This is a genomic window from Pseudomonas frederiksbergensis (genome assembly GCF_003732275.1).
In the GTDB taxonomy this organism is placed as follows: domain Bacteria; phylum Pseudomonadota; class Gammaproteobacteria; order Pseudomonadales; family Pseudomonadaceae; genus Aquipseudomonas; species Aquipseudomonas frederiksbergensis_H.
In genome coordinates this window covers 45,017-71,037 of sequence record NZ_MOBM01000038.1, presented here as the reverse complement: position 1 = coordinate 71,037, position 26,021 = coordinate 45,017, and the positions used below count along the sequence as shown (strand labels likewise).

Below are 26,021 nucleotides of genomic sequence, written 5' to 3'. Positions count from 1 at the left end.
ACTCATTCGGTCACGGGACTTTTTTTTGCGTGAAGGTTTTGGTGGGCAATGGATCATTCTTTGAGAAGTGACCCTGCCGCATGGCTGGCCTGGTTCCTGCTCCTGAAATGTGAGAGTTGGTAGGCGATTGCCAACCAAATGAACCATGCAGGCATCACGCACAGTGCTAGGCGGGTGTCTGGCCGAAGGGCAAGCAGGCACAGCACAAATGCGAGAAATGCGAGGGAGAGCCATGCCATCGGTACGCCTCCAGGCATTTTGTACCGAGATTGCGCATGAAGATCGGGTCTTGCTTTGCGATAAGCGATGTAGGAAGCCAGGATGGTCGACCAGGTAAAGATCACCAGGATGGCCGACACCGTCGACACGATGGTAAAGGCGGTCATGACTTCAGGGATGATAAACAGCAGCAGCACCCCCAGCAGCATCAGAAAGGTCGTGAAGGCCAGGCTGATGAGCGGAACACTGTTTTTCGATAGCCGTCTGAAGATACCGGGCGCGCTGCCCAGATCAGCCAGGCCGAACAACATGCGGCTGGACGAGAAGACGCCGCTGTTGGCGGATGACGCCGCAGAGGTCAGCACCACAAAGTTCACAATGCCGGCCGCCGCTGGAAAACCCGCGATCAGGAACAGTTCGACAAAAGGACTTTTGTTAGGCGATACCTGCTGCCATGAGGTCACCGCGATGATGCAGACCAGGGACAGAACATAAAAAAGGATGATCCGGAGCGGTATGGAATTGATGGCTTTGGGCAACGTTTTTTCGGGCGACTTGGTTTCGGCGGCCGCGGTGCCGATTAATTCTGTGCCCGCGAACGAAAAGATCGCCATCTGAAAGCCTGCGAAGAAACCGAACAGGCCGTTGGGAAAGGCGGCCTGCTGGTCCAGTAGGTGCGTCAGGGAAGCCGTGACTCCCGTGGGGGAGACGAAGGAGCTGGCGATCATCAGCACACTGACGGAGATCAGCGCGACGACGGCGATTATCTTGATGATCGCGAACCAGAATTCAACCTCGCCGAACAGTTTGACGGTGAGCACATTCAAGGCAAATAGCGTCAGCATCATGCCGATGGCGGGGATCCAGGCCGGTACATCAGGGAACCAGTATTGAAAGAAACCCCCAACGACCACTGCATCTCCCACAACGGCCACGCTCCAGCTCAACCAGTATGACCATCCGAGAAAGAAGGCTGCACGAGGGCCAAGGTAGGCCCCGGCAAAGTCAGCAAAACTTTTGAAGTTCAGGTTAGATAAAAGCAGCTCTCCCATGGCACGCATGACGAAGTAAACAAAAAGACCGATGATCATGTAGATAAGTATGATCGAAGTGCCGGACAGGGCGATGATCTTGCCGGAGCCCATGAACAGCCCCGTACCAATAGCGCCGCCCATGGCCATTAGTTGAATGTGGCGATTGCTGAGCGTGCGCTGCAATGCGGGTTGTTCAGTTATTTCATGCGTGTCTGATTTCATCACAAAACCTCTTGATTTTATGTTTTTTGAGTTTTGGCAGAGAAATAGTGTGTGTGTTTTATTGTTGTAAGTTCGCCGTACATCAGGATGGTGACTCAAACGTTTGCAGTATCGGTTAATCAGTAAAGTGTTCGTGGCTCGTCACCTGACTTGATAACGAGCTATCGCGTGTCTTAGCTTGTTGCTAGCTGCTGTCGTTGCGGGGGCGATGCCGATGAAAGATCAGACTTTTCCTCAATCAATTGATACAGGTTCTTGATATTGGCAGGCGTGGGTACAAGATGGATTTTCTCACCGATCGCGTATTTTCTAGCCTGGTCATGCAAATAACGAAGTGAAGAAAAGTCTTCAAGTGCAAATCCCACCGAGTCGAACACCGTGACTTGCGTGTCATTTTCCCGGCCTGGTTCGTTATCCCGAACGATGCGGAAATATTCGATGACAGGATGGTCTGCGTCCAGTTGCTGAATGTCGCCTTCAATGCGCGTCTGCGGTTCAAACTCGACAATGATCCGGGCGTTGCGCAGGATATCGGCATGAAGTTCGGTTTTCCCGGGGCAGTCACCGCCAACCGCGTTGATATGCATGCCGGGCTCGATCATGTCGGGCGTCAAGATTGTCGCGTAGGCCTTGTCCGCCGTGACCGTGGTGATGATATCAACGCCTTTGACGGCTTCATGCACCGAGGCGGCTATGGTGACATTGATGCCGGTATAGCTTTCAAGGTTTTGTTTCAATTTCAATGAAGCAGCGCTGTCGATATCAAATATCCGCACCTCGTTGATCCCGAGCATTTCATAAAAGGCAATGGCCTGGAATTCGCTCTGGGCGCCATTTCCGATAATGGCCATGCGTGTCGAACCCTTGCGTGCCAGGGACTGGGCTACCAGGGCGGACGTTGCCGCTGTGCGAACCGCGGTGGTCAGGGTGAGTTCGCTGAGAACGGCGGGGTATCCGCTATCGACGTTCGCCAATACACCAAAGGCCATGACTGTCAGCAAGTTGTTGCCAGCATTTCCTGGGTGGCCGTTTACGTATTTGAATGAATACTGTTTGCCGTCGTCAGTCGGCATCAGTTCGATCACCCCGCAAATGGAGTGATTGGCGGTGCGTGGGGATTTATCAAAGACAGCCCAGCGGCAATAATCAGCCTTGATGTAGTTGGCCATTTGCGTGATGGCCTGACCGATACCAATCTTGCCAAAAAGCGTGGCGGCGTGATCAACGTCTATGAATAGAGTCATATGTGTTTATCTCTTAGTTGTAAGTCAAGGAAGGTTGTCTCGGTCACCGAAACTTAGAATTGTTTGCTCTCATACCCATGAAGTACATTGACCGCATTGATGCCGATTTCATCGACCATGTATCCGCCTTCCATGACGAAGAGCGTCGGTGCGCCGACAGTGGCGATGATTTCACCCATGCCAAGGAAGTCCTGGCTTTCCAGAAGAAAGTGGCTGATCGGATCGTCCTTGAACGTATCGACGCCCAGGGAAATCACTAAGAGTTCAGGCGAGAAGTTACGAAGTTTTTTGCAGGCGTGGATCAGGGCGTTTTGATAACTATGCCAGGTGGTATTTTTCGGCAACGGGTAGTTCAGGTTATAACCGTCACCGGCACCTGCTCCAGACTCGGTACTGAAACCCGAGTAATAAGGATAGGAAACCGAGGGGTCTCCATGCAGGGAAGCAAACATCACATCGTTGCGATCGTAGAAAATGTTCTGCGTCCCGTTGCCATGATGGAAGTCAACGTCCAGCACCGCGACACGTTTAGCGCCTTGAGTCAGTGCATGTTGCGCGGCAATGGCCGCGTTATTGAGGTAGCAGTAGCCTCCCATGTATTCACGAGCAGCGTGGTGTCCGGGTGGACGACACAGGGCAAAGGCGCTGTTGTGGCCTTCGTTGATCAACGACAGTCCAGTGAGTGCAATGTCTGCGCTGGTTTTGACGGCTTCCCAAGTGGTCGCGGTGATCGGCGAGCCGGCATCCATGGCAAAGAAACCGAGCTTGCCATCAATGAACGCGGGGACGTGTTCATTGGACAAGTCGCGCACCGGCCAGACCAGGGGAAGGGCGTCATGCTCCCGACCGGTTGCCGTCCATTCGGACCACGCGGTTTCCAGAAAGGAAACATAGCGCTCACTGTGTGCATTGACGTAGCACGCCCGGTCAAACGTTCGCGGGACGATGATATCGCCGAGCCCAACATGCTGGACTCGGTCGCGAACGGTATCCGCTCGGCTTGGCTGTTCGAAAGAAGGTTTGAGAACGCCGTCCTTCAATTCGGTCCCATGGTGCAAGCGATGGGAATCGCTGAAAACTGTAAGCATTTATACGCATCCGTCGTGGTGGTCCAGTGCCAATAGTTTGTTCTGGTACGGATGCACTTTCTTTGCTTTTTGTTCTCGCTCTGCTAGCGTAATCGGGATTATTTTCCCGTGGATGGCACCATGCAGAAAAAAAATACCCATCGGGCAATGCTTGACGATACCGACCTTTCCATCCTGGCTTTGTTGCAGGAGGACGCCAGCATTTCCAACGCGGAGTTGAGTGAGCGCCTCTCGCTAAGCCTTACTCCATGCTGGAGGCGGCGCAAGAGACTGGAAGAGGAGGGAGTGATCAAGGATTACCAGGCAAACCTGGACCGGCGCAAGCTGGGGCTGGACATCATGGCGTTCGTGCATATCCGCTTTGCCACGCACACTGACCACACCCCCGAGGCCTTTGAAGCCGTCATCATGCAGCTCCCGGAGGTCTTGTCTTGTCACAAGATAACCGGGGATGCCGATTACCTTTTGCAAGTGTTGGCTCAGGATCTTGATAGCTACAGCGATTTTGTCGAGAGCGTATTGAGGCGACAACTCGGTATCGCCTCTATCCAGTCAAGTCTTGCATTGCGTGAAGTCAAAACGACCAGTCGTATCGCCATTCCGGGGCGGACAAAGCAGTAAACGGGCGTTCTGAAGCGTCCAACCCGAAGCCTGGCTGCCCGGACTGGTTCCTCTCATTGCATCACATAACGCCCCGGCGCCGACTCAAGTGCCGGGTATTGCGCGTTCCCGGTGCTCAGCACTGAAGGCTGGCGTTCCCCTGCGTGTTCGGCCAGCCAGACGAACCAGTCGTTCCACCAGCTACCCGGATGCTGCTCGGCATTCTTGAACCAGGTTTCAGGGTTCTTGGTGACGCGATTGTTGGTCCAGTAATGGCGTTTTTCCTTGGCCGGTGGGTTGATCACCCCCGCGATATGCCCTGAGGCGCCGAGTACGAAACGCTTGGTTCCAGACAGTAGTTCGGTGCTGGCGTACGCGCTTTTCCATGGCACGATGTGGTCGTCATGGGTGGCGAGGATGTACGCCGGGGCATCGATGGCGCGCAGGTCCAGCTTGACCCCGCAGCAATCCAGCTCGCCGGATTTCAGATCGTTCTGCAGGTAGGTATGGCGCAGGTACCAGCAGTACATCGGCCCGGGCAGGTTGGTGCTGTCGTTGTTCCAGAACAGCAGGTCAAGGGGTATCGATTTCTGCCCCTTGAGGTATTTGTCGACGTTGTAGTTCCACCACAAATCATTGGGGCGCAGCAATGAGAATGTATTGCCCATGTCCTCGCCCTTGAACAGGCCGATGGGGCCATTGAGGCCGCCGATGGTGCGCTCGCGATAAGCCACCAGTTGCTCGTCGACGAAGATGTCGATGGGGCCGGTATCGAGGTAGTCGAGGAAGGTGGTCAGCAGGCTCACGCTGGCGATCTCTTTGTCGCCACGAGCCGCCAACACGGCCAGCGCCGAGCTCAACAACGTGCCACCAATGCAGAAACCCACGCAGTTGGGCCGTTGCTCGCCGCTGATTTCGCGGGTCAGCTGCAGGCCTTTGATAATCCCGGTTTCAATCAGGTCATCCCAGGTGGTGCCGGCATGTTCCTGGTCGAAGTTGCGCCACGACATCAGGTATACCGGGTGGCCTTGCAGCAGCAGGTGACGAACCATCGAATTGTCGGGACGCAGGTCAAGGATGTAGTACTTGTTGATTGATGGCGGAACGATAAATACCGGGCGCCGGTACTGGGTTTCACTTTGCGGATAGTACTGGATGAGCTGGAAGAGTTCGTTCTCGAAGACCACTTCGCCGGGGGTGTTTGCCAGGTCGACACCCACTTTGAACGCGCCGGCGTCGCACTGGCGCATCTTGCCTTCCTGCAGGTCGCTGGCCAGGTGCATCAGGCCTGTGAGCAGGCTGCTTCCCTGGGTGTCAACGACCCGTTGCAGCGCATCGGGGTTACTCGCCAGAAAATTGCTCGGCGCGCCGGCGGCGATGGCTTGCTCCGCCAGATAGAGCAAGCGTTGACGCGGTTTCTTGCCGTCGATCGGCAGCTGATCGAGCAGCTTCAGCAGAAAGCCGGCATTGAGCAGATAAAACGCCGCGAGGGAACCGAACAGCGGTTGGCTCCAGTTGCCGCTGGCGAAACGCCGATCTTCGAAGCTGAAGGGCTGACCGGTCAACAGACGCTGGCCGAGTTCACACCATTGTTGCTGATAGTCTGATTGGAGGCTGTCCAGGGTTTCGCGTGGCAGCTCAAACCAAGCGTTGTAGTCCTGCCCGGTAAACCAGGGATTGGTGCTGACCCAAAGCCTTAATTGTTGCACTGCAAAGGAAGCAACGAACGGAACCTGGCCCGACCAGAGTGTGTTTAAGGTATGCGCGTTGTCCATGGAACTCCTTGCCCACATGAATAAACCGGACGGAAAAAAACGCGGCGCCGGACGTCGGCGCCGCGTCTGACAACTCAGCCTGTGTTTCTAACGCTCGATGACCAGGCTGACGCCCTGGCCGCCACCGATGCACAAGGTGGCCAGACCTTTTTTGCCATCGCGACGGATCAGTTCATGTACCAGCGACACCAGAATCCGCGCGCCTGATGCGCCGATCGGATGACCAAGGGCAATGGCGCCACCGTTGACATTGACCTTGTTCATGTCCCAGCCCAGTTCCTTGCCGACGGCCAGTGACTGCGCGGCGAACGCTTCGTTGGCTTCGATCAGGTCCAGGTCGTCCAGGCTCCAGCCGGCTTTCGTCAATACCAGACGGGTAGCGGGCACCGGGCCGATGCCCATGATCGACGGGTCCACGCCCGCGCTGGCATACGCCTTGATGCGCGCAAGTACCGGCAAGCCCAGAGCCAGGGCCTTGGCGGCGCTGGCCAGCATCAGCACGGCGGCGCCGTCATTGAGGGTCGACGAGTTGCCCGCGGTCACGCTGCCGTTTTTCTGGAACGCGGGTTTGAGGTTGCCCAGTGCCTGGAGCGTGCTGTCCGGACGCGGCTGTTCATCGGTGTCGAAGACCAGCGGCTCGCCCTTGCGCTGGGGAATCAGGATCGGGGTGATTTCACCCTTGAAGTAACCCGCCTCGATGGCCGCGGAGGCTTTCTGTTGCGAGATCGCGGCGAAGGCGTCCTGATCTTCGCGACTGATGCTGTATTGATTCGCCAGATTCTCGGCAGTGATGCCCATGTGGTAGTCGTTGAAGGCATCCCACAAACCATCCTGAATCACGCTGTCTTGCAGTTGCGCATGACCCAGGCGCAAACCGGTGCGCGCCTTGGGCAGAACATAGGGCGCCAGGCTCATGTTTTCCTGACCGCCGGCAATCACCAATTCGGCGTCGCCGCAACGGATCGCCTGGACCGCGAGCTGGACCGCCTTGAGGCCTGAACCGCAGACTTTATTCAGGGTCAGGGCAGGGGTGGTATGGGGCAGGCCGGCCTTGATCGCGGTCTGGCGTGCCGGGTTTTGCCCGGAGCCTGCAGTCAGCACTTGGCCGAGGATGACCTCATCAATCTGCGCAGCGTCGATCCCGGTCTGTTCGAGCAGGCGACGAATCACCGCCGCGCCCAATTCGGTAGCTGGAATGGCGGACAGTGAACCTTGAAAACTGCCAATGGCGGTGCGAGTAGCGGCAACGATTACGACTTCGTTCATGCATGACCTCATTAGGATTCTGTCGAGCGGGAGCAGGGCATCCATGCCCTGACAGGCTTACTGCATGTTCATGCCGCCGTTGACCGAGAAGTCGGCACCGGTGCTGTAGGCCGATTCATCGGACGCCAGCCAGGCGACGATCGAAGCGATTTCTTCGGGTTGACCAAGGCGACCGACCGGTGTGGCTGCGATCATGGTCTCGAGAATGTCCGGGCGGATGGCCGCGGTCATGCTGGTCTGGATGTAGCCGGGCGATACGGTATTGACGGTCACGCCCTTGCCCGAGACTTCCCGGGCCAGTGCCATGGTGAAGCCATGGATACCGGCTTTGGCCGCGCTGTAATTGGTCTGGCCGAACTGGCCGCGCTGACCGTTGATCGACGAAATGTTGATGACCCTTCCCCAGCCCTTGGCCAACATGCCTTCAATCACCTGTTTGGTGGTGTTGAACAGGCCGCTGAGGTTGGTCCCGATCACCGCGTTCCAGTCTTCTGGAGTGAGTTTGCGAAAGGAGGCATCCCGAGTGATGCCGGCGTTATTGACCAGCACATCGATCGGGCCGAATTGCTCTCGTGCCATCTCGAAGGCCTTGCGGGTCGATTCCCAATCGGTGATGTCGCCGAAGATGCATTCGAACTGATAACCCGCCGCCAGTTGGGTGGCTATCCATTCGTTCTTGCGGGCGGAATCCGAGCTGCAGCCGACGATGACCTTGAATCCTTCCTTGTACAGGCGTTGGCTTATCGCAGTGCCAATCCCACCCATACCACCCGTGACCAACGCAATACGACCAAGCGACTTCATACAATCCCTTCCTTTCTTTGTTTTGCGTTGCAAGATGGGGGGATTGTTCGGTATTGGCCGGGTGTGCGGAAGTGTTGAGAGGTGACGCTCTGGTGTCCAACGGTGCCATGCCCCGGTTAATGACGGGTGGCGAAAAACGCTGGTTACCTATACTGGGATCAATATTGGCAACTGAAAAACCCGTTAGTCTTTGATTTATCGCAGATCAGTTATGGCTCCGGACAGGATGTTCGGTTCCACAGGTCATTGAGGACGCCATGTATAGAATGAGTTCAGGCTATGCCAGCGTGCTGGTAAATACGCTCTCGGCTCAAGGACTGGATATTGCCAGTCTGTGTCGGGAGGCTGGACTAGACATGAAGCTTGCGAACAAACCAGGAGCGTTTTGCGAGCGAAGGGCGATTTATCGATTATGGGATCTGGCCGCTCAGGCCTCGGGCGATTCGGACATCGGCTTGAAGGCCTATGGAAGTTTCCACCCTGGTAGCTTTCAGATCGTCGGCTACACCATGATGTCCAGCCTGAATCTGAAAAAAGCCCTTGAGCGCCTGGTCCGTTTCAGTCCGTTGATTGGCACCGGATTCAGCCTTTTCTTTACATCGGAGCCGCAGAGTTACCGACTTTCCGGCCTCGATCATCACCAAAAAGGTTCGGTCAAACCTCGGCAATACACCGATGCAGCGCTGGCTTCGTTGCTGGGCTTCTGCCGTAAGCTGGCGGGCGGTAATTCTCCGCAACCCTTGAGTGTGGAGTTCACCTATCCCGAACCTGAAGACACCTCCGAGCATCGACGGTTGTTTGGCTGCGACCTGCGTTTCGACGCGGCTTACGACAGCATTTTGTTTGATGGGCAGGAGCTGCTGCGTCCGTTGAGCATGGCCAACGAAGCGCTGGCGGTGCTGCATGACAGTTTTGCCGAGGCGCAACTGGATCTGCTGTTTGGTTTTTGCGTAGTCGGCAGGATTCGCGCGCTGATTACCGAGCGCTTGAGTCAGGGCCAGGGGCAATGCGATATGGAGTCGATCGCGGCGGCATTGAACGTTAGCAAACGCACGCTGCAACGCGCGCTGGAAAAGGAAGGGACGCAATTCAAGGACGTGCAGAACGCTGTGCGCCGGCAATTGGCCGACTTCTACCTGCGCCATTCTCACTTCAACATGAAGCATGTCGCGTATCTCCTTGGTTTTCATGATCACAGCAGCTTTAACAAAGCCTGTAGCCGCTGGTTTGGCATGACACCCGGTCAGTATCGGGCCGATGAATCGTTGGCAATCGAGGAAGCCGTGCTGGTTTGACACGGCCTTCCGTCAGCGTTCAACGTTATTTCATCGGAGGTTTTTTTACGGCTTTCTTGCCCTTGGCAGGTTGGCGCACCGGACTTGCCACCTTGGCGATGGGGTCTGGGGTCACTGCGGGGATTTTCTGCTTGATCGGCTCAGGGATGGCCACCGGGATGGGTGGCTTGATCGGCTCTGGTGTTATCACCAAGACTTTCACTTCGATGGCATCGGCTGCACCGGGTGGCTGGGTCAGGCTGAAACCTGGCAGCGGAACGTCGAGTAGCGTGTGCAGCTCACACCAGCATGGGTTGTTTGCGCCGCTGGTCAGCAGTTGCGGCAGCAAATTGGCGACGGCCGCCAGCACTTGTTGGCGCTCTTGGGCCTCAACCAGCATCAAGGGCAGGCTGTGCAGGCTTTCTTGCGGGTGGGTGGCGACCAGCAGTTTTTGCAGGCGCAGGGTTTCGCGCAAATCAAGTGGCTTGGCACTGTAGTCCTGGAGCAGCACCTGCAGTTGCAGGATCAATTTCTCGACGCTTTCCTTGCCCGGTTCGTCGCTGTCGCGGCCCAGCAGGAACAGGATCCGTATCAAGGCTTCCATCAGACCGCCAAGAGGCAGAGCATCCTGCAGACGCTCGATCAGAACCTGGTCGTGCTGCTCGGCGTGTTCCTGCAGATTTCGCCCGGGTGCATTGCCGGCGAAGCTATTGAGTACGCCATACACGCCGTAGAAACACATTTCGTGAGCCGCATCACGCAGGTCCCGATAGCCGTTCAAGGCGTCCTGCATCTGGTTGGAAAACAGTTCCTGCCAGACCAGTAACGGGTTGTTCTGACTGGCGGGATGACGATCCTTGCTCACTTGGGCGGCACTGCCAGTCAGCCACCACAGTGCCGGGTTCAAACTGCTCCAGGCCACTTGCTGCTGATGGAAAGGGTGCGCGCGGCGCAGCATTTCGGCGCTCGGTTCGTTGATCAGCAGGCGCAACCATGGGCGTATGAACTCGTCGTACACGCTGTTGTTGATGGCGGATGCGCGCTGCACCAGCGCGAATTCGCGATCGTCATCACGGGGCGGCGTCACTTGGCCATGAATGTCGGCGATATGCCGGGGCTCGAAACGCACGGTATACGGCGTCGCCGAGTGCTCCGGCAGGTCGTCGATCAGCATTTCGTACAACCCGGCCGGCAGCGCATTGATCGCATCGACTGCACCCAGCAACTCGCGGTGCTCACGCCGCGCCACTTCACCGGACACGAAGATGCCCAGGTGACCGATGCTTGCATGTCGCAGGTAAACGATGGTGCGTCCGGCATTTTGCAACGCGAGATCGCTGGGATAGACGTCGGTGATCCAGTCCAGTGCCTGCTGCGGGGAGGTGATGTTGTCGCCATAGGAACAGAACACCACCACCGGCACTTCGATCAATTTGAGGTCGAGCCCGCTGCTTTTGCGCCCCAGGCCGCCGGACAGCTGATTACCGATGAACAGGTCGTCGACAATCATCTCGATTTCTTCGCTATTGAGCAGGGTCGGGCTGCCCCACCAGCGTTCGAAATCCAGAAAGCGTGCGGCCTCGCTGTCGACTTCACTGAACAGGTGGTAGTACTTGCCCCAATAGGTATTGGCCGGGTCCAGGTTTTCGAAATTGCTCACCAGCCAGGTGCCGTCGAAGCGGTCATTACCGAGGTCGCTCCCCAGGCGCGCCATCCAGCCACCGCCCAGCAAACCGCCGGTGTAACGCATCGGATTGCGGCCATTGACGCCGGCCCAGTACGACAACGGCGCACCGTTGACGATGATCAGCCCCGGCAACTCCGGCCGAGTGGCCGCCAGGCCCATTAACGCCCAGCCCGCTTGGCAGTTACCAATGACGACAGGTTTGGCGCTGTCCGGATGCCGAGCGCTGACGACCTCGATGAACCGTGCCTGGGCGTCTGTGATATCGGCAAGGGTTTGCCCTGGGCGTGGTGAGTGACTGAAGGCGATGAAGTAGGTGGGATGGCCGGCTCTCAGGCTTTCGCCGATGACCGAGTCCTGTTTGAAACCGCCGATCCCCGAGCCATGACCGCCGCGGGGGTCAATGATGATCACGGGCTGTTTTTTACTGTCGATTTGTTGCCCCGGGCCGCCGAGGATTTGCAACAACGAATAGTTGACCGCACGAGGCAGGTCTTCACCCGCGACCAGCGTTTCATGATTGAACTTGAGCAGCAGCGGATACCCGGCGCGTTCGTGGGCCAGGGTGTTGTCGCCGCGCTGACGCAAGGTGTCCCAGAACAGCACGCTGCGCTGGCCAAGGTCAGTGAAGTATTCCTGCCAGTCAGCCGGTGTCGGCTGTCTGAGTTGCCCAAGGCTAAAAGGCGCGAAAGTTTTTGCCTGGCGCTTCTGCACGGCGTCGAGGACGTTGTGGGTATTGAGGCGTTGCAGATGATTAAGGTGTTCGAACAAGCCGGCGGGGTCGCTGCGCTCTTCATCTTGCAGCGCAATATTTACTTCCTGACCCATGGTGATCTCCTGCTGCTATGCGTGGGAACCTGCGCATCTGAACCCTTTAGTTAGAGAGGGCTAGGCTGGCCGTTCGATGAGCAGGAGTCTACAGCGAATAAGGAGGGCGTTAGCAACGTTTATTTTGCACCGCACAAAAATAGGCGTTGCCAAATAGTTTTGTGCACTGCAATATCAAGGCTAACGCGATGACTGGCCGGATCGCTATCGCGTCCTCAGGCCCATCAGGGCCTTCCAGTACCAGGAGATTCAAGCATGTCTTTTTTCAATTCGGAAAAACTGCAAACCGCTCAGAAAGCCAACCTCGACCTTTTGCAGCAAATCAGCGGCAAAGTGTTCGCCAGCGTTGAACAGCTCAGCCAGTTGCAGTTCAAGGCACTGCGCGACTCCACCGAAGAGCAGTTCGAAGGTGTTCGCAAGCTGCTGGCCGTCCGTGATCCACAAGGTTTCGCCGAGCTGCAGGCTTCTTTCACCCAGCCGAGCGCGCAAACCGAACGCCTGGCCGAATTCAATCGTCAGGTTCAAGCACTGATCGTCGGTACTCAATCGGACATCGCCAAATTGACCTCGAGTCAGGTCGAAGCGGGCACCCAGCAGTTGCATGAGTTCGTTGAAACGATCAGCAAGAATGCACCGGCCGGCTCCGAGCCTGTTGTGGCCGCGTTCAAGTCGGGCCTGGCGAATGCCGGTACTGTGTTCGAAAGCGCACAGAAAGCCGTAAAACAGGCTGCCGATGTGGCTCAGAGTGGTTTTGACGCAGCGACTGCCGCGGGCACTAAAGCTGCCCCGGAAGCTAGCGCCAAGCCTAACAGCGGTAACAAGTAAGTCACGTAAGACCAGCAATACCAATGGCGACGGGTTTATTCCCCATCGCCATTTTTTTTCGTTCCGCCATCGGCACCGGGCTTGCCGCCAAACATGCCGAACAGGTTCTGGGTGTTCAGGTACAGCGCCTTCGACTGGTCGACATATTGCCGCATCAAATCCTGCATCACTGGCGCCTGCTGATGCATGAACGTGCTCCAGGCCTCGGAGGATTGCGCACCCGTCTGGGACTGGATGTCGATTACGGTCTGAATGCTCTTGTCCAGGTAACTGCCGAGTACGCCCTGATAAGGGCCGTAGAACTGGATAATCCCCATCAGCATCTCGCTGGTGAAGATCGGCTCACCGCCGCTTTCGGCTTCCAGAATCACTTGCAGCAAGATGCTGCGCGTCAGATCCTCGCCGCTCTTGGCATCGACCACCTGAAAGGCAATTTTATCGACCACCAACTGGCGTATGTCCGCCAGCGTCAGATGACTGCTGGTGTGGGTGTCATACAGTCGGCGATTGGGGTACTTCTTGATCAGGCGTGGGGTGGTATCAGTCATGCGGGGCGTCTCGCGGCGAGCCTGGTTTGCAGGCATCTTAACCTACAATCATCATTGGTGTTTTTGAGGCCGCCTTCGCGAGCAAGCCCGCTCCCACACTTGACCGAGTCTCCCATGAGAATGCGGTTAAATGTGGGAGCGGGCTTGCTCGCGAAGAGGCCCGCCATCACAGCACAAATCCAGCAGAAAAAAGGAGACTGCGCCGTCAAGTGAGTCCCCCCTTGTGCAACCAGAACTGAGTTACCAGATCGGCAAGGTGTAGCTGACGATCAGGCGGTTTTCATCCAGGTCGCTGCCAAAATTGGTCGAGCGAACTGTCGCGTTACGCCATTTCACCCCGACATTCTTTAATGGCCCGCTCTGCACGACATAGCCGATGTCGGTATCACGTTCCCATTCCTTGCCTTGCGGGCGGTTGCCGCCCAGGTCGATATTGTCGCCGGTGAGGTAGCGGGTCATGAAGGTCAGCCCGGGAACGCCAATGGCTGCAAAGTTGTAGTCGTAGCGCGCCTGCCAGGACTTTTCGTCTTTGCTGGCGAAGTCGCCGATCTGCACGAAGTTCACCAGGAACGCATCGGTGCCGTTGACGTAGGCGTAGCCGGTGTCGCCGCTCATGCCTTGATAACCCAGGCCCAACGCATGCCCGCCGAGGCTGTAGGTGAACATCGCGCCGATGGCATTGTTATCGACATTACTGCCACCGTCGTCCGTGGAGCGGGCGAAGCGCAGATCCGTCTTCAGCGACTGGCCGGTTGTGACCGGCAGCACGTAGGTCAGGTTGATCAGGTGCTGGCTGTAGAAGTTGTCGAGGTGACCATAGCTGTAACCGGTGGCGAGGTTGCTGGTCCATTTGTAGTTCAGGCTGGCGAAATCGAAGCTGTCGCTATCGAGATGACGTGTGGTGATGCCCTTGGCGCCGGTGCGGGTGATGCCCATGTCCTCGTAGTCCGAGGAGTCACGCTGATTGACTTGCGTCAGTCGTCCGGCATCCACGGTCAGGCCTTCGAGTTCCAGCGACGTCAGCTGACCGCCCTCGAAGGTTTGTGGCAACAACCGTGAATCGTTGGCCAGTACCGTCGGCAGTTTCGGCAGCAGCGTGCCGAGTTTCAGTGTGCTTTTCGAGGCCCGCACTTTGGCGGTCAGGCCCAGTTCTCCGTACTCGTCCTGCGCACCTTTGCTCGTGTCGCGATGGCGTTTTAGCAGGCCGGAGCCTGCGCGATCAGGGCTGGAGTCGAGCTTGACGCCGAGCAGGCCAATGGCATCGAAACCCACGCCGATCAAACCGTCGGTGAATCCCGATTCATAGCGCAGCAGGAAACCTTGCGCCCATTCCTCTTGCTTGGATTGGGGAGCGTTGGTCTGACGATAATCTCGGTTGAAATAAAAGTTGCGCAGCTCCAGGCTGGCCTTGCTGTCTTTGACAAAGTCAGCAGCGGCGGGGGCCGAGAGGCTGATGACGCCGCCGGCCAGCAATAATCGGGTAGCGAGGATGCGGGTATTGCGGTCCATGGTGAAGCCCCTTTGTTTTTATTATGGAAAGACAGGTCCCGCGGCCCTCGCCAGGTGGGCGAGGGCTTATCAATAAAAAACGCGAACGCCAAAAAGAGAGGAGCGTGGCGCCGCGTGGGTTCAATCGTTAGAACTGTTCGGCGCTCAGGCCAAACAAGGAGGCACTGCCCGCGCGGATGGATTGCTCCAGGCTCAAAATGCGCGGCAGCAAGCGGTGGATGTAGAAGTCGGCGGTGGCGATCTTCGCACCATAAAACCCTGCATCTTCGTGCAGCTTTTGCTTGGCAACCTGTGCCATGCGCGCCCAAAGCCAGGCATAGGCGACGTAACCGAACAGGTGCAAATACTCCACCGAAGCAGCGCCGACTTCGTTGCGATTGGTGGTCGCCTGGTCCTGCAGCCAGTCGCTCAGGTCTTCCAGACGCTGCACGGCATCGAACAGTTGAGCGGAGTAGGGCGCGTCGGGCTGACGGGCGAAATGGCGGATCTCGCCGGTGAACTGGCGCAGCGCGGAGCCCTTATCGGCGAGCACTTTGCGTCCAAGCAAGTCCAGGGCCTGAATGCCGTTGGTGCCTTCGTAGATCTGCGCGATGCGCACGTCACGGACCAATTGTTCCTGGCCCCACTCGCGGATGTAGCCATGGCCGCCGAACACTTGCTGGCCGTTGATGCAGCTTTCCAGGCCGGTGTCGGTGAAGAACGCCTTGGCCACCGGTGTGAGCAGCGCCACCAGGGTTTGCGCGCTGTCCCGTTCCTTGGCGTCATCGGAAAACTTCGCCAGGTCCAGTTGCTGCCCGACATAACTGGCGAACGCACGGCCGCCCTCGGTCATGGCTTTCATGCTCAGCAGCATGCGGCGCACATCAGGGTGGACGATGATCGGGTCAGCCACTTTGTCCGGAGCAATAGCACCGGTCGGCGCGCGACTCTGAACACGTTCACGTGCATAGGCGACGGCGCTCTGATAGGACGCTTCGGCGCAGCCAATGCCCTGAATGCCGATGGACAAGCGCTCGTAGTTCATCATGGTGAACATCGCCGCCAGGCCTTTGTTGGCTTCGCCGACCAGCCAGCCGCTGGCGCCGTCGAAGTTCATCACGCAGGTGGCCGAGGCCTTGATGCCCATCTTGTGTTCGATCGAACCGCAACTCACTGCGTTGGCATCGCCGAGGGAACCGTCAGCATTGACCAGTACTTTGGGGACGACAAACAGCGAGATGCCTTTGGGCCCCGCAGGTGCGTCCGGCAGTTTGGCCAGCACCAGATGCACAATGTTTTCGGTCAGATCCTGGTCACCACCGGTGATGAAGATCTTGCTGCCGGTGATGCTGAAGCTGCCGTCGGCCCGGGGTTCGGCGCGGGTGCGGATAATCCCCAGATCGGTACCGGCGTGGGCTTCAGTCAGGCACATGGAACCGGCCCAGCGGCCTTCGTACATCGGCGGCAGGTAGAGGTTTTTCAGGGTGTCACTGGCGTGGGCATCCAGCGCCAGGCAGGCACCGGAACTCAACGCCGAATACAGCGCGAAGCTTGCGTTGGCGCCGTAAAGCATTTCTTCGAACTGCACGGCGAGCATCTTCGGCATGCCCATGCCGCCAAAATCGGCGTTGCCGGACAGGCCCACCCAGCCGCCTTCGATGTAGGTGGCATAAGCCTGTTTGAAACCGATCGGCGTGCTGACTTGGCCGTCGGTCCACCGGGCGCCTTCCTCGTCGCCACTGCGATTCAATGGCGCAATCAGGTGCGAGGTGACTTTGGCCGCCTCCTCAAGAATGGCGTCGGCGGTGGCGGCGTCGACACTGTCGGCTAAGGCCGGCAGGCGTGCCCACAAGGCCGGGGCATCGAACACTTCATGCAATACAAAGCGCATGTCGCGCAGCGGGGCGTTGAATTCGGGCATAACGTGAACCTCAAAAGGGTGTGCGATGGACACGGCGCCGCTTGAGCAGGCCGTGCCCTTTCAATCAATGAGCGCAAGCGCTGGCGGCACCGAGGCCGGTCTGGGCACGAACGAACTGGTCGGCGTAAGCGTCACGTTCCTTGTCGGCCCGTACGCTGCGGTCGAGTTTGGATACGACGACGATCACCAAGAATGCCAGTGGCATGGAGAACAGCGCCGGGTGGTCGTACGGGAAGATCGCCTGTGCATGGCCGAGCACGGTGACCCAGACCGCAGGCGAGAGGATCACCAGGACCAGCGCGCAGATCAGCCCGGCGAAACCGCCGATGATTGCGCCTTTGGTGGTCAAGCCTTTCCAGTACATGGCCATGATCAGCACCGGGAAGTTGGTCGACGCAGCGATGCCGAAGGTCAGACCCACGAGGAACGCGACGTTCATCTTCTCGAACAGAATGCCCAGCAGAATCGCGATGATGCCAAGGCCTACGGTGGCCATGCGGGTCACGCGCATTTCCTGTTTTTCGCTGGCTTTGCCCTTCTTGAACACCGTGGCGTAGAGGTCGTGGGAAATCGCCGAAGCACCGGCCAGGGCCAGCCCGGAGACCACCGCAAGGATGGTGGCGAAGGCCACGGCCGAGAGGAAGCCGAAGAACAGATTGCCACCAACCGCTTTGGCCAGGTGCATGGCGACCATGTTGCCGCCACCAATCAAGGTACCGCCGACTTCGCCATTGACGTAGTACTGCGGGTCGGTGCCGATGATCACCATCGCGGCGAAGCCCAGGGTGCATACCACCAGGAAGAAGAAACCGATGAAACCGGTGGCGTAGAACACCGATTTGCGCGCTTCCTTGGCGTTAGGCACGGTGAAGAAACGCATCAGAATGTGCGGCAGGCCGGCAATCCCGAACACCAGGCCCAGTGACATCGAAGCGGTGTTGATCGGGTCGGAGAGCATTGAGCCGGGGCCCATGATGTTCCAGCCACTGGCGTGCGCCTGGACGGCTTTGTCCGCGAGGGTTTCGTAGCTGAAGCCGAACTGCGACATGGCCATGAATGCCAGGGTCGTGCCGCCGGCAAGCAGCAGCACGGCCTTGATGATCTGCACCCAGGTGGTGGCGATCATGCCGCCGAAAATCACATACACCAGCATCAGCGCGCCGACGATCACCACGGCTACCGGGTAGTCGAGGCCAAACAGCAACTTGATCAACTGACCCGCACCGACCATCTGCACTATCAGGTAGCAACACACCACCGTCAGCGAACCGAAGGCGGCGAAGATCCGCACTTTGTTCTGGTCCAGGCGATAGGACACGATGTCGGCAAAGGTGTAGCGCCCCAGGTTGCGCAGGCGCTCGGCCATCAGGAAAGTGATGATCGGCCAACCGACGAAGAAGCCGATGGTATAGATGAAGCCGTCGTAGCCCTTGGCAAACACCAGGCTGGAAAGCCCCAGCAGCGTAGCGGCGGACATGTAGTCGCCGGCAATGGCCAGGCCATTCTGAAACCCGGTGATTCCACCGCCCGCGGTGTAGAAGTCCGAAGTGGATCTGGTTTGCCGCGCGGCCCACCAAGTGATGGCCAATGTGCCCAGTACGAAGACGAAGAACATGCCGATCGCATGCAGGTTGAGCGGCTGTTTTTCCACTGCACCCAGCGCGGGTGCAGCCAGCACAACGGAAGCCGGCAAGAGCCCGGCAGCGGCGAGGAGAATTTTACGCAGCAGAGTCATCACTTGCTCTCCTCGAGAATGGCGGCGCCCAATGCATCGAAACGCGTGTTGGCGCTGTAGACGTACCAACCGGTCAGTAGCCAGGAAAAAATGATGATCGCCGCGCCAACCGGCATGCCCAGGGTCAACATCCGACGCTCGGCGATCGGCGCGTGCAGCCACTGCGGGGCAAACGCCACTACCAGCATGAACGCGTAGTAAGTACCCAGCACGGCAGCACTCAGCGACCAGGCCAGGCGCGAACGGCTGCTCACCAATTGAAGGAATTTGGGGTTGGACCGAATGCGTTCACAGCGTTGGGTATCGGTTGAATGGATGTCGATCATGGGTGGCTCCACATTGTTTTTGTTATCAGTGTGTAGGTCAGGGACAGGGCCAAATTCAGGCTGCACGAGCCCGAAGCGGCAGGTAAAACACCTGCCGCCTGGTGGGTACAACGTCGATTCGGTTAGAGCGCTTTGGCCCTGTCGCGCAGAACGTACTTCTGGATCTTGCCGGTTGAAGTCTTCGGCAGCAGGGTGAAAATCACGGTGCGCGGGACTTTGAAACCGGCCAGGTGTTCGCGGCAGAAACTGATAATGTCGGCCTCGCGAACGTCCTGGTGATCAGCCTTCAATGTGATAAAGGCGCAGGGCGTTTCACCCCACTTCTCATCGGGACGGGCGACGACGGCCGCTTCCATGACGGCGGGATGGCGATAGAGCACACCTTCAAGTTCGATGGTGGAAATGTTCTCACCGCCGGAAATGATGATGTCCTTGAGTCGGTCCTTGATCTCGACATAACCGTTCGGATGACACACCGCCAGGTCGCCGGTGTGGAACCAGCCGCCGTCGAACGCTTCGGCTGTGGCGGTCGGGTTCTTCAGGTAGCCCTTCATCACGGTGTTACCGCGCATGAAGATCTCACCGATGGTCTGACCGTCTCGCGGGGTCGGCTCCAGCGTCTTCGAATCGCCAACCATCACACCTTCGAGCGTCGGGTAGCGCACGCCCTGACGGGATTTGATTTGCGCTCTTTCGTCGAGCGGCAACTCATCCCATTCGGCATGCCAGGCGCAGAGCGTCACCGGGCCATAGGTTTCGGTCAGGCCATAGACGTGAGTGACCTTGATGCCCATTTGTTCCACGGCACCGATCACTTTGGCCGGCGGTGCGGCGCCGGCGACCATCGCGTTGACCGGATGATCGATCGCCGCTTTCGCCGATTCCGGCATGTTGACCAAGGCATTGAGCACGATCGGCGCAGCGCACAGATGGGTGACCTGATGCTCGCGGATCAGCGTGAGGATTTTCTGTGGATCGACGCGGCGAAGAAACACATGCACACCGGCCATGGCGGTGATGATCCACGGGTAGCACCAACCGTTGCAATGGAACATCGGCAAGGTCCAGAGGTACACCGGATGGTTACCCATGGCCCAGGTCATCTGGTTGCCCAAGGAGTTCAGGTAAGCACCGCGATGGTGGTAAACCACGCCTTTGGGGTTGCCGGTGGTGCCGGAGGTGTAATTCAGCGAGATGGCTTGCCATTCATCATCGGGCCACTGCCAGGCGAAGGCCGGGTCGCCTTCGGCCAATAGCGCTTCATAGTCCAGATCGCTGACCGCCTGGCCTTCGCCGTATTCCGGATCATTAACGTCGATGACCAATGGCGGGTGATCCAGCATGCCGATCGCCGCGTGAATCACATCATGGAACTCACGGTCGGTAATCAGCACCTTGGCTTCGCCATGCTGCAGCATGAAGGCAATGGCTTCGGCATCCAGACGCACGTTGAGCGGGTTGAGCACCGCGCCAATCATCGGCACGCCGAAATGCACTTCGAGCATTTCGGGAATGTTGGGCAACATCACCGCCACGGTGTCGTTCTTGCCGATGCCGCGACCGGCCAGCGCCGAGGCCAGGCGACGGCAGCGGGTGTAGGTCTGCGCCCAGGTGCGGCGGATCGAGCCATGGATGACGGCGGGATAGTGTGGGTAAACGCTGGCGGTGCGCTCGATGAAGCTGAGCGGAGACAAGGCAATATGGTTGACAGCCGCAGGGCCTAGCCCTTGTTCATAGATCGACATGTACGGGTACTCGGTGGCTGATTGTTAGCTCTATAGGTGACCTTGCAGCGTAGCCGCTGAGGTCGCCTTTTATGTCCGGCCTGATTTATATAACATTCAGCTACCGATATGGAAGTACAACCTACGTCATATAGGATATGTACTATATTTGATTCTTGCTGGACTAAATGAATACAGTGACACCGCAAAGCCGGTATATCCTTGGCCTCCCCAACGAAGCGGACCTGTGATGACCCTGACTCCCGTTCGATTGCACAGCTGGTTGCGCCTGCAGCGCGAGGGTGTGTCTCTGGCCACCCGGGCCGATGCGTTGTGCCGTGCGCTGCAGGATTGCCCCGAGGTGCGCCGGGCGGTTTATCTGAGTTGGCAACCCACTGCGCGGATTTACAGCCACGAGGGCGCCGCCCAGCATTTTCCACCGGGGCTGGGCGACCCTTCGCTGGCTAGCGATCAGCGGTTGTTTGATCGGCTGGCCGAAGCGGGGCGGCTGGATCTGGCTCAAGTACGTCAAATCGATTGTTGGCTGGCCGGCCGACTGCGCCGGGCCGCTATCAGCCACGGCCAGGTGTTTGATCTGGCGTTGCAACCGGGGCAGGCGGGTTTGTTGCTGGTGGAAGTGTGCGAGGGCGTGAGTCTTGATTGGCTGGGTTGGGTGCAGGACTTGCTGACGACGTTGCTGAGCAGCGTCAACGGCATGCTGCGCGGCTCACCGCTGTTGGGGCACGACCCGCAACCGAGTCTGTTGCTCGATGCGCAGGGCCGGCCGCTGGAGTTCAACGCGGCGCTGCTGGCGTTGCTGGCCGAAAAGCCGCTGACCGATGTGCTGGTTTTTTTACCGGTCAATCACCGGGTGCTGGTACGCGCCTGCCTGGACCAGCAACGCGCCATCGAAGGGGTCGAAGCCCAATTCGAAGCGCAGATCCTGATCTGGACGTTTATCCCCGATCCCCAGGACAACCGTGTACTCGCCCGGTGTCGCGATGCCACGGCACAAGTGCTGGCCGAGCGTGAAGCGGCCACGGCACGTCGGCTGTACCGGCTGATCATTGAAAACACCACCGACCTGATTTCCCGACACACACCGGACGGGCGCTTTCTCGATGCCTCGCCGGCGTCCTGGACATTGCTCGGCTACTGGCCGGAGGAGTTGCGCGGGCAAATGGCCCAAGGCTTGTTTCATGGTCAGGACCTGGCCAGCCTGGTGCAGCGCGCGCGGGATGCCCTGGAGCAGGATGGTTATCACACGATGACGTATCGGATTCGCCATCGGGATGGGCATTACCTGTGGTTTGAAACCGCCAGCCGGGCGATTCGTGAAACCTATACCGGGGCGGTGGTGGAAGTGGTCAACGTGTCCCGGGACATTACCGCCCGGGTGCATGCCGAGGAGAACAAGCGACGCCTGGCGGAAGTCGTCGAGGTCAACACCGATCCTGTGTTGTTCATCGACCCCGAGGGGCAAGTCACTTACCTCAACCCAGCGGCGCGGCGCATCCTGGGGATCGACGAGCAACAACCGATGCCAGCCCTGGCAACGTTGTTCGCCAGCGGCGACCTGGCACGTCTGCAGCGTGATGGCTGGAGCAGCGCCGAGCGCGACGGTGTCTGGAGCACCGATGCGCGATTGCAACCACCGGCAGGCGGCACTTCGGTGCCGGTATCGCTGGTGCTGCTGGCGCACCGTTCGGCCGGCGGCGAGCGCTATTACTCATTGGTGGCGCGGGACATGACCGAGCGTGAACTGCGTGAAGTGCAACAGCGCCGCCATCAGGACGAACTGGCGCACACCGCGCGGTTGGTCACCCTGGGTGAATTGGCCTCGGGCATCGCTCACGAAATCAACCAGCCATTGGCTGCGGTAGTCAATTACGCCAATGCCAGCCAGCGCTATTTACAGACGCTGGATTCCAATTCCCAGGCCGCCGCCAAAGTGGCGCAAGGGCTGGAGCGCATTACCCATCATGCCACTCATGCTTCAGAAGTGATCAGACGTTTGCGGGCGTTTCTGCGCAAGGGGCAACGCCGCATGCAGGCCTTGAATTTCACCGAGGTCGCCCGCGAGGCCGTGCGTTTATGTGCCTGGGAGGCGAGCAATTGCCAAGTGACAATCGAGGATCGCCTACCGGATAATCTGCCGCCGATTTATGCCGACCGAGTGCTGCTGGAGCAGGTCCTGCTTAATCTCCTGCGAAATGCCATCGATGCCAACCGCGAACAACATCCGGGGCAACCCTCGCTGATCGTGATGGCTGCGGGGCAGGGCGGTGGTGCAACCGTGGAAATCAGTGTGCAAGACCAGGGGCCAGGCGTCAGCGAGCCCGAACTGGAGCAGATATTTACCCCGTTCTATACCAGCAAGGCCGATGGACTGGGGCTTGGCTTGTCCATGAGCCGCAGCATCATCGAAGGTTTCGGTGGCGAATTACAGGCCCGACGCCAACCTGTCGGGCTGCTGATGTGCTGCCGTTTGCCGCTGGCCGGCCCAACAAAACAACAACAGGAATAACGTAATGGCAGGTGTGACGGAGCACGTGGTGTATGTGGTCGACGATGACCAAGGCATGCTCGATTCAACCGTCTGGTTGTTGGAGTCGGTAGGGCTCAAAGCCTTGCCGTTTACCAGTGGCGTGGAGTTTCTCAATGCCTGTGATGCCAGTCTGGATGCCTGCGTGCTGCTCGATGTTCGCATGCCCGGCATGGGCGGTTTGAACGTGCAGGAAGAAATGCGCGCACGTGAGCTGAACCTGCCGATCATTTTCGTCAGCGGGCACGCGGATGTGCCGATCGTGGTTCGCGCTTTCAAGGCGGGCGCCCATGACTTCATCGAGAAGCCCTACAACGAGCAATTGCTGCTGGACAGCGTGCAACAGGCGCTCAGCAACTGTGCGGCAAACCGCTCGGGCAATCAGGGGCACGAAGCCTTGCAGGCGCGCTTGCTGACACTGACCCCACGGGAGCGCGATGTCTTGCTGCCGCTGGTCCGGGGTTACACCACCCGTGAGATCGCCGAGCAACTGGGCGTCAGTGCGAAAACCGTCGACCTGTATCGTTCGCGGGTGATGAAGCGCATGCAGGCCAATACCTTGCCGGACCTGGTGGGCATGGCCATCGCCGCTGAACTGGTCGACCCGCTGAAGCTGCGGTGATTGCTGGCATTTTCTATTGATCGTCTATGGGGGGGGGGAGGATCAGCCGCAAGACAGACCGGACGTCCCGCCAACGTTATGACAGCCTGAGCTTGCGCTAGCATGAAAGATGTTCAGGCCACCCGCCATTGAGACTGGTCATCGGTGTGTCGAGTGTGCGTGACGGACTCTGTCAATTGCAGGGGCCGGAGGAGGCGTGTTGAAACCATTCCAGCTCAGACCTAGCGCCTCAACCCTGAACATGTTGCGTCAAGCGTGCCTGCAACGCCGTGACGCGGTGCCGCCCACGTTAACGGAAAGAGCGCTGATCCCGGACATTCCAGATGCTCGCTACTGGCTGGAACAGGACCTGACGCCGTTCATTCGGGATGTGAGCCTGGCCAATCTTCGAGAGGCTGAGGCGCTCGCCAGCGCAGGGTTACCGAACGACATCCTGCCGCGGGCAAATCTGCTGGCCGTTTCGGGCGGCGGCGACGCCGGCACATTTGCCGGGGGCATCATTGCGGGATGGACCCAGCATGGGACTCGACCGGTGTTCAAAGTGGTCACCGGCATTAGCGCTGGCGCCCTGGTCGCCCCGTTTGCCTACCTGGGGCCCCAGTACGACGATGTCATTGTGCGTATCTGCAATGCGGTCGGTCCAAAAGACATTTTCCATGCGCGCAATATGCTGACCCGTCTTACCAGCGATGGTATGGCGCACAGCAAGCCACTGGCGCGGCTCATTGCACAGCACGTCACTGCCGAGACTCTTGCGGCGATCGCGGCGGAATACGCCAAAGGACGGCTCCTGATGATCGGCACAACCGACCTTGATTCAGGGCGCCCGGTCACCTGGAACATGGGGGCTATTGCTTCCAGCCAGGCACCGGGAGCGCTCGAGCTGTTTCGCAATATCATGGTCGCGTCGATGAGTATTCCCGGTGCCGTCTCACCCGTCATGATTGATGTGGACGTTAACGGCCACCCGTTTCAGGAAATGCACGTGGACGGGGGTGTCCTTACGCAGGTGTTCCTTTACCCACCCGGCACCGTGATGGCGCTGAACCAAGTGCCCGGGGCGCGTTTGCGGCGTGAACGGCATTTCTATGTGATTCGCAACGGCAAACTGGAACTGCAATGGTCCGGAACGAAGCGCCGAACCTTGAACATCGGCGGTCGAGCCATCAGCGCATTGATCCAGAATCAGGGGATCAGCGATCTGGATCGGATTTACCGAATTGCCCAGCAGGATGGGGCGGACTTCAATCTGGCGTACATCGGCTCCGACTTCCGCATTTCTCGCCTCCATAAATTCGATGGCGAGTACATGAAGCGCTTGTTCAAATACGCCTTTGACCTCAGTGCCAAAGGCTATCCGTGGCATAAATCGCCGAGTACGTGAGAGACGGTCTCAGCTGACAGGCTCGGCCGTACAACTCATTTCCCCTGAGCCTGGCTTCTGGAAAAGCACCACGTTGCCGTCTTGCCAGAAGCGGTAATTCCCCTGGTAATCCTTGCCAATGTATTGGGTTCCCGAATCACTCTGCACTTGGTTCAGGGTAATCGAGCTGTTCGCCCATTTCAGGTACACGACACCAGGCTGGGTGTTAAAGAAGGTGGCGGCCATCAACGCGTTTAACCCTGCGCAACGAAAAGCCAGGGGGCCTTCGGTGAGTCTGTCTGGATCCTTGGTTCTCACAATTGCCGAGCCTTGACGTAGCTGGTGCGCGCGCTCGGCATAGCTTCGGATCGCGCACGCCTTGGGCGCAGGCTCGGAGGCACACTGATTGCGAGCGTCGATCCAGAACTGCTGGTCGATCATGACTTTGTCTGGACGCGGCACTGAATGATCATCCGTGAGCGCCAGGCGATAAAGGCGCGTCAGTTCGATATCCATCTGCATCAGTGGTGGGTCGCGACAAATAAGCTTTTCGACGGGTGCCTTTGCCGTGGCGCAGTCGAAGCTGGTCTGGAAGACTGGCGAAGCATTGGCACAGGTGCCCGTCGCCGCGCAAACGCTGGCAGCGAGCAGACGGGTGAGCGTTTTCATGTTGGGTTGATTCATTACCTGATACCCGGATTGCTGTGGGATCTATTGATCCGTTGAACAGTCATTTGTTCGCATTGGGTGTATCGCAGTGTAAGTCAGTGCTTAAAACTTGCCGCACCCGTTCGAGTTCGAGGAAGTAGAAGTACAAACGGAATGAGAGCTTGCACCCTAAGAACATTGTTCCAGGGTTAGTCGCCAGACGCTGAGCTAGACTCAA

At 58.3% G+C, this 26,021-nt stretch carries 20 protein-coding genes; 6 read left to right on the top strand and 14 right to left on the bottom strand.

Annotation, left to right across the window (positions count from 1 at the left end; all coding sequences use genetic code 11):
• Window positions 1–53: 53 nt before the first annotated feature.
• The 3 genes from BK662_RS19615 to BK662_RS19605 form a co-directional block, all read right to left on the bottom strand.
• The gene (locus tag BK662_RS19615) at window positions 54–1,475 is read right to left on the bottom strand and encodes an amino acid permease (protein WP_123359424.1); all 1,422 of its coding nucleotides are present in this window, start codon (window positions 1,473–1,475) and stop codon (window positions 54–56) included.
• Between the two features lie 173 nt (window positions 1,476–1,648).
• Entirely contained in the window at window positions 1,649–2,719 is a 1,071-nt protein-coding gene (gene ocd / locus BK662_RS19610; protein ID WP_123359423.1) for an ornithine cyclodeaminase, read from the bottom strand.
• Window positions 2,720–2,772: 53 nt separating this feature from the next.
• Complete coding sequence (locus BK662_RS19605; protein WP_123359422.1) at window positions 2,773–3,807, bottom strand: histone deacetylase family protein; 1,035 nt, start codon at window positions 3,805–3,807, stop codon at window positions 2,773–2,775.
• 120 nt (window positions 3,808–3,927) lie between these two features.
• Here BK662_RS19605 and BK662_RS19600 point away from each other — a divergent pair, with 120 nt between their 5' ends.
• A complete protein-coding gene (locus tag BK662_RS19600; protein WP_008013211.1) occupies window positions 3,928–4,428 on the top strand; it encodes an Lrp/AsnC family transcriptional regulator in 501 nt (166 codons plus the stop codon).
• 53 nt (window positions 4,429–4,481) lie between these two features.
• Here BK662_RS19600 and phaC read toward each other — a convergent pair whose 3' ends face one another.
• From phaC to phbB, 3 genes are all read right to left on the bottom strand, one after another.
• A complete protein-coding gene (gene phaC, locus BK662_RS19595; protein ID WP_123359421.1) occupies window positions 4,482–6,182 on the bottom strand; it encodes a class I poly(R)-hydroxyalkanoic acid synthase in 1,701 nt (566 codons plus the stop codon).
• A gap of 87 nt (window positions 6,183–6,269) precedes the next feature.
• Window positions 6,270–7,448, bottom strand: coding sequence for an acetyl-CoA C-acetyltransferase (locus tag BK662_RS19590; RefSeq protein ID WP_123359420.1), 1,179 nt, complete (start codon window positions 7,446–7,448; stop codon window positions 6,270–6,272).
• Between the two features lie 57 nt (window positions 7,449–7,505).
• Window positions 7,506–8,252, bottom strand: coding sequence for an acetoacetyl-CoA reductase (phbB, locus tag BK662_RS19585; protein ID WP_123359419.1), 747 nt, complete (start codon window positions 8,250–8,252; stop codon window positions 7,506–7,508).
• 257 nt (window positions 8,253–8,509) lie between these two features.
• Between phbB and BK662_RS19580 the strand changes: the two genes are divergently transcribed.
• The gene (locus BK662_RS19580) at window positions 8,510–9,547 is read left to right on the top strand and encodes an AraC family transcriptional regulator (protein ID WP_123359418.1); all 1,038 of its coding nucleotides are present in this window, start codon (window positions 8,510–8,512) and stop codon (window positions 9,545–9,547) included.
• 25 nt (window positions 9,548–9,572) lie between these two features.
• Here the strand turns inward: BK662_RS19580 and BK662_RS19575 are convergent, their stop codons facing one another.
• Window positions 9,573–12,038, bottom strand: coding sequence for a DUF3141 domain-containing protein (locus BK662_RS19575; protein ID WP_123359417.1), 2,466 nt, complete (start codon window positions 12,036–12,038; stop codon window positions 9,573–9,575).
• 255 nt (window positions 12,039–12,293) lie between these two features.
• Between BK662_RS19575 and phaP the strand changes: the two genes are divergently transcribed.
• A complete protein-coding gene (gene phaP, locus BK662_RS19570) occupies window positions 12,294–12,863 on the top strand; it encodes a TIGR01841 family phasin (RefSeq protein WP_123359416.1) in 570 nt (189 codons plus the stop codon).
• A gap of 35 nt (window positions 12,864–12,898) precedes the next feature.
• On the opposite strand, the gene phaR is transcribed toward phaP, so the two are convergent.
• The 6 genes from phaR to BK662_RS19540 form a co-directional block, all read right to left on the bottom strand.
• On the bottom strand, window positions 12,899–13,447 hold the full coding sequence (phaR, locus tag BK662_RS19565; RefSeq protein WP_123359415.1) for a polyhydroxyalkanoate synthesis repressor PhaR: 549 nt from the start codon (window positions 13,445–13,447) through the stop codon (window positions 12,899–12,901).
• Window positions 13,448–13,651: 204 nt separating this feature from the next.
• The gene (locus BK662_RS19560) at window positions 13,652–14,920 is read right to left on the bottom strand and encodes an OprD family porin (protein ID WP_123359414.1); all 1,269 of its coding nucleotides are present in this window, start codon (window positions 14,918–14,920) and stop codon (window positions 13,652–13,654) included.
• A 127-nt stretch (window positions 14,921–15,047) separates the two neighbouring features.
• Window positions 15,048–16,820 carry an acyl-CoA dehydrogenase C-terminal domain-containing protein gene (locus BK662_RS19555; protein ID WP_123359413.1) on the bottom strand — a complete coding sequence of 591 codons (1,773 nt, stop codon included), beginning with the start codon at window positions 16,818–16,820 and terminating at the stop codon, window positions 15,048–15,050.
• Between the two features lie 64 nt (window positions 16,821–16,884).
• Window positions 16,885–18,555, bottom strand: coding sequence for a cation acetate symporter (locus BK662_RS19550; RefSeq protein WP_123359412.1), 1,671 nt, complete (start codon window positions 18,553–18,555; stop codon window positions 16,885–16,887).
• Window positions 18,555–18,881: a DUF485 domain-containing protein gene (locus BK662_RS19545; protein WP_123359411.1), complete on the bottom strand. Its 327-nt coding sequence runs from the start codon at window positions 18,879–18,881 to the stop codon at window positions 18,555–18,557. Before BK662_RS19545 ends, BK662_RS19550 begins: the two co-directional genes overlap by 1 nt.
• A 122-nt stretch (window positions 18,882–19,003) precedes the next feature.
• Window positions 19,004–20,626 (bottom strand): acyl-CoA synthetase, encoded by a 1,623-nt coding sequence (locus BK662_RS19540; RefSeq protein WP_123359410.1) that lies wholly within the window; start codon window positions 20,624–20,626, stop codon window positions 19,004–19,006.
• Window positions 20,627–20,855: 229 nt separating this feature from the next.
• Between BK662_RS19540 and BK662_RS19535 the strand changes: the two genes are divergently transcribed.
• From BK662_RS19535 to BK662_RS19525, 3 genes are all read left to right on the top strand, one after another.
• A complete protein-coding gene (locus BK662_RS19535; RefSeq protein ID WP_123359409.1) occupies window positions 20,856–23,132 on the top strand; it encodes a PAS domain-containing sensor histidine kinase in 2,277 nt (758 codons plus the stop codon).
• Window positions 23,133–23,136: 4 nt separating this feature from the next.
• Window positions 23,137–23,772 (top strand): response regulator transcription factor, encoded by a 636-nt coding sequence (locus BK662_RS19530; RefSeq protein WP_123359408.1) that lies wholly within the window; start codon window positions 23,137–23,139, stop codon window positions 23,770–23,772.
• Window positions 23,773–23,971: 199 nt separating this feature from the next.
• Window positions 23,972–25,156, top strand: a complete 1,185-nt coding sequence (locus tag BK662_RS19525; RefSeq protein ID WP_185047166.1) for a patatin-like phospholipase family protein — start codon at window positions 23,972–23,974, stop codon at window positions 25,154–25,156.
• Window positions 25,157–25,165: 9 nt separating this feature from the next.
• Here the strand turns inward: BK662_RS19525 and BK662_RS19520 are convergent, their stop codons facing one another.
• Entirely contained in the window at window positions 25,166–25,819 is a 654-nt protein-coding gene (locus BK662_RS19520) for an MliC family protein (protein ID WP_123359406.1), read from the bottom strand.
• Window positions 25,820–26,021 lie beyond the last annotated feature (202 nt).

Excerpts from the sequence above, each read along its gene's own strand:
- BK662_RS19615 (WP_123359424.1), bottom strand. The coding sequence starts at position 1,475 with ATGAAATCAGACACGCATGAAATAACTGAACAACCCGCATTGCAGCGC.
- ocd (WP_123359423.1), bottom strand. The coding sequence starts at position 2,719 with ATGACTCTATTCATAGACGTTGATCACGCCGCCACGCTTTTTGGCAAG.
- BK662_RS19605 (WP_123359422.1), bottom strand. The coding sequence starts at position 3,807 with ATGCTTACAGTTTTCAGCGATTCCCATCGCTTGCACCATGGGACCGAA.
- BK662_RS19600 (WP_008013211.1), top strand. The coding sequence starts at position 3,928 with ATGCAGAAAAAAAATACCCATCGGGCAATGCTTGACGATACCGACCTT.
- phaC (WP_123359421.1), bottom strand. The coding sequence starts at position 6,182 with ATGGACAACGCGCATACCTTAAACACACTCTGGTCGGGCCAGGTTCCG.
- BK662_RS19590 (WP_123359420.1), bottom strand. The coding sequence starts at position 7,448 with ATGAACGAAGTCGTAATCGTTGCCGCTACTCGCACCGCCATTGGCAGT.
- phbB (WP_123359419.1), bottom strand. The coding sequence starts at position 8,252 with ATGAAGTCGCTTGGTCGTATTGCGTTGGTCACGGGTGGTATGGGTGGG.
- BK662_RS19580 (WP_123359418.1), top strand. The coding sequence starts at position 8,510 with ATGTATAGAATGAGTTCAGGCTATGCCAGCGTGCTGGTAAATACGCTC.
- BK662_RS19575 (WP_123359417.1), bottom strand. The coding sequence starts at position 12,038 with ATGGGTCAGGAAGTAAATATTGCGCTGCAAGATGAAGAGCGCAGCGAC.
- phaP (WP_123359416.1), top strand. The coding sequence starts at position 12,294 with ATGTCTTTTTTCAATTCGGAAAAACTGCAAACCGCTCAGAAAGCCAAC.
- phaR (WP_123359415.1), bottom strand. The coding sequence starts at position 13,447 with ATGCCTGCAAACCAGGCTCGCCGCGAGACGCCCCGCATGACTGATACC.
- BK662_RS19560 (WP_123359414.1), bottom strand. The coding sequence starts at position 14,920 with ATGGACCGCAATACCCGCATCCTCGCTACCCGATTATTGCTGGCCGGC.
- BK662_RS19555 (WP_123359413.1), bottom strand. The coding sequence starts at position 16,820 with ATGCCCGAATTCAACGCCCCGCTGCGCGACATGCGCTTTGTATTGCAT.
- BK662_RS19550 (WP_123359412.1), bottom strand. The coding sequence starts at position 18,555 with ATGACTCTGCTGCGTAAAATTCTCCTCGCCGCTGCCGGGCTCTTGCCG.
- BK662_RS19545 (WP_123359411.1), bottom strand. The coding sequence starts at position 18,881 with ATGATCGACATCCATTCAACCGATACCCAACGCTGTGAACGCATTCGG.
- BK662_RS19540 (WP_123359410.1), bottom strand. The coding sequence starts at position 20,626 with ATGTCGATCTATGAACAAGGGCTAGGCCCTGCGGCTGTCAACCATATT.
- BK662_RS19535 (WP_123359409.1), top strand. The coding sequence starts at position 20,856 with ATGACCCTGACTCCCGTTCGATTGCACAGCTGGTTGCGCCTGCAGCGC.
- BK662_RS19530 (WP_123359408.1), top strand. The coding sequence starts at position 23,137 with ATGGCAGGTGTGACGGAGCACGTGGTGTATGTGGTCGACGATGACCAA.
- BK662_RS19520 (WP_123359406.1), bottom strand. The coding sequence starts at position 25,819 with ATGAATCAACCCAACATGAAAACGCTCACCCGTCTGCTCGCTGCCAGC.